Source organism: Ruminobacter amylophilus (genome assembly GCF_900115655.1).
GTDB classification, from domain to species: Bacteria; Pseudomonadota; Gammaproteobacteria; order Enterobacterales; family Succinivibrionaceae; genus Ruminobacter; species Ruminobacter amylophilus.
The window spans coordinates 1-2,664 of sequence record NZ_FOXF01000090.1; the positions used below are offsets into that span (position 1 = coordinate 1).

Sequence of the window (2,664 nt, forward strand, 5' to 3'; positions counted from 1 at the left end):
TTTAAGTTAAAATCGGAGTGGTCAACTTCCGATCGTTTTAGTGGTCAACTTTTTCGATCGTTCTACACTCACATTGATAGTTATATTTATGTTGCTAGTTCTACTGTAATATTGAGTGCTTGCTATATTATCTTTTTAAGGTTTCTTTTAAGGGGCAGAACGATGAGAGCACACGAGCTTTTAAAAAAGTATAACAGAATGATTGCTTATCAGATTGTCCTTTTGATATTGATGGGACTGGCTGTTTTTTCTCCTCTTATGTTGTTGTGCTTATTACCTGTATTTTTGGTTTTCCTTGTTTTTTTTATTGTTCTCTTAACAAATTCAGTGACTTATTTTGAAAACTGTTCTTACCCCCAATGCGCCCTTAAAAGCAGAAATATTAAAGTAATGTGCATTTTAATGCTCGTTAATCTAGTTTTTATGATATCGATTCCGTTTTGGAGTATGGAAATAAGGTGGGAGTATATGGTATGTGCTCTGTTATCCTTTGTTACTGAAATTGGGATTGGTGTATATTGTTTTCTCTATTTTTGTGCCATCAGAGAGGTTATTAAGCAGATAACTGAAAATGATAAAGAGTCTGACAGTCACATGAAAAATCCGGTAAATGTTGCAGACGATTCATTAAGACAGATTCCTGACGAAAATGAAGAATATACAGTCAAACTTGGAATATTTGGTAACCTAGTGCTTCATGTTATACTCGTAATATTGGTACTACTGGTTCTCATGGCACCAGTCGGTTATTTTGCTTATATGATCTATGGAATAACCCATCCGTAAGTAAAATTATAGGGGAAACTGTTAGGTATTGAGAGACATCGAATGGCAATAAGAATAGGCAGTACCGAGGAGTAACTCCCACGACACCGCCTTGAAGAAGGTAAATGTTCAGATTATAAGGTCGTCATACTTACTCCGAATTGTTTAATATACATTATCCACTATTAATCCTCATTAAAGTTATCAACGGTGTCGCAGTTCCTAACCGAGACACCGCCTTAAACTTAAATAGGATACCTGTTTACAGGTTCATCATCTTATCTCTGATTTGCTCAGCCTGCTGTTTCAGATAATACACCTTCCGCTTATCTATCCCGAGTTCAGCCGCAATTTCCGGAGCATCGCAGTCGTAGGTGTGATATCTGGTAAACACCTCTGCTATGAGTGGATCTTTCCTGCGCATGGCCGCGATAAGCTCTTCGTAAATCATCTCACTTTCAGCCTCGTTCATTCCTGAAAATTCCTCGCCTTCATTGCTCATAAGTTCTTCAGGATCATCATAATTGATGACCCTAGGCTGACGGCTATTCTGCCGAAAGAACTGGTAGAGGTACGCTATGTATCATTTCCGCAGCATGACCTTTTTGCCACCGTGGGCGGTAACCGGCTCATGGTTCATCGCAGTGCCGTTCCTGCAATCGCACAAAGGATTAGAAACAGACTGTGTCCTGAACTTTGATTTGGATACTCTGTTTCTTGGCTCTGTGGTTCCTCTGCTTGAGGAAATCACATCAAAGTACAAGACCGGTATCTTCGGGGGCAGCGAACGGGAGAATCGTGATAAATGGATGAAGCAGATGAACCTTAAGGAGGTAGTTAACACTCCGCTGTATTTCAATACCGGACTTATGTGCTACAAGGCAGACTGCAGCGGTCTCTATGACAAGTTCATCAGAACTCTTGAGCAGCATTGCAACTTCATGTACTTCCCGGAGCAGGACTTCGTGAATCTTCATTTCAAGAAAAAATATCCGCTTGCCAATGAGTTCAATGCCATCTGGTTTAATCCCACTGAGGGAGCAATATGAATGCCGAAATGCTTCTCACCGTCCACCGCTGGTTTGCAAGGAAATCCTGTCCGTGAAACTGGCTAATGGAACGACTGGGCTGTTTAGCTCAGGAGGTTAACAGCCGCTTGGGTAATAAGGGCGATTTGCACATATACAAAAGCCGACAAGATACTTGTCGGCTTAAACCTAGTTCTTTAAATCAAAAGTTCCCAAGATTGGACTCAATGATTTAGCATCTACTTCTTTGAACTTTTAATCTTTTCCCAAAGACTGTTGATTACTTCATTTAATTTTTCATCCTGAGGTTCTACTACAAACATCAATTTCATTTTATCATCAGGTATAGTGATATTTGGATTTGATGCTACTGACTCATCTGCAAGATCCAAAGCAGGTAAAACGGCATTTGAATACAGGTTGTAATTTGATATATCCGCCATTACTGCTGGTTCAAGAATATAATTCATGTACTTGTACGCATTATCGACATGCTTCGCATCTGCTGGTATCGCCATCATGTCGTACCATAATACGGCTCCTTCTTTAGGAACAACGTAGTTAATTTCTAAACCTTTATTTGCTTTTTGGGCTCTTTCAATTCCGATAAGAACTTCGCTACTCCAACCGAATGCTACACATACGTCACCGCTTGCAAGATCAGAATATTGTGATGTACGAAAATATCGAATATAAGGTCTAATCTTCGTCAACAATTTAGCAGCTCGCTCATAATCAACACTTTCAGATGAGTTAGGATTTAATCCAAGATAATTAAGTAAAACTTTCACAAACCTCAGGACTATAGAAACCTTCTTGTTCTAAGGTCGTTTCTTTTCAAATCATATCAAAAATTAATCTGTTTCCCTGG

Annotated in this window: 4 protein-coding genes; 2 read left to right on the forward strand and 2 right to left on the reverse strand. The window is 39.3% G+C overall.

Going from position 1 to position 2,664, the window contains the following annotated elements; translation table 11 throughout:
• Window positions 1-786: hypothetical protein (locus BMY80_RS12470; RefSeq protein WP_218140370.1), on the forward strand; the 786-nt coding region annotated here is incomplete at its 5' end.
• A 241-nt stretch (window positions 787-1,027) separates the two neighbouring features.
• Here BMY80_RS12470 and BMY80_RS11800 read toward each other — a convergent pair.
• Entirely contained in the window at window positions 1,028-1,267 is a 240-nt protein-coding gene (locus BMY80_RS11800) for a hypothetical protein (RefSeq protein WP_093143920.1), read from the reverse strand.
• 94 nt (window positions 1,268-1,361) lie between these two features.
• Between BMY80_RS11800 and BMY80_RS11805 the strand changes: the two genes are divergently transcribed.
• Window positions 1,362-1,814: a hypothetical protein gene (locus tag BMY80_RS11805; RefSeq protein ID WP_245730195.1), complete on the forward strand. Its 453-nt coding sequence runs from the start codon at window positions 1,362-1,364 to the stop codon at window positions 1,812-1,814.
• Between the two features lie 218 nt (window positions 1,815-2,032).
• On the opposite strand, the gene BMY80_RS11810 is transcribed toward BMY80_RS11805, so the two are convergent.
• Window positions 2,033-2,584 (reverse strand): extracellular solute-binding protein, encoded by a 552-nt coding sequence (locus tag BMY80_RS11810; RefSeq protein ID WP_177178597.1) that lies wholly within the window; start codon window positions 2,582-2,584, stop codon window positions 2,033-2,035.
• Between the last annotated feature and the right edge of the window lie 80 nt (window positions 2,585-2,664).

What these genes read in the sequence shown, in the direction of transcription:
- BMY80_RS11800 (WP_093143920.1), bottom strand. Translation starts at nt 1,267, where the DNA reads ATGAGCAATGAAGGCGAGGAATTTTCAGGAATGAACGAGGCTGAAAGT.
- BMY80_RS11805 (WP_245730195.1), top strand. Translation starts at nt 1,362, where the DNA reads ATGACCTTTTTGCCACCGTGGGCGGTAACCGGCTCATGGTTCATCGCA.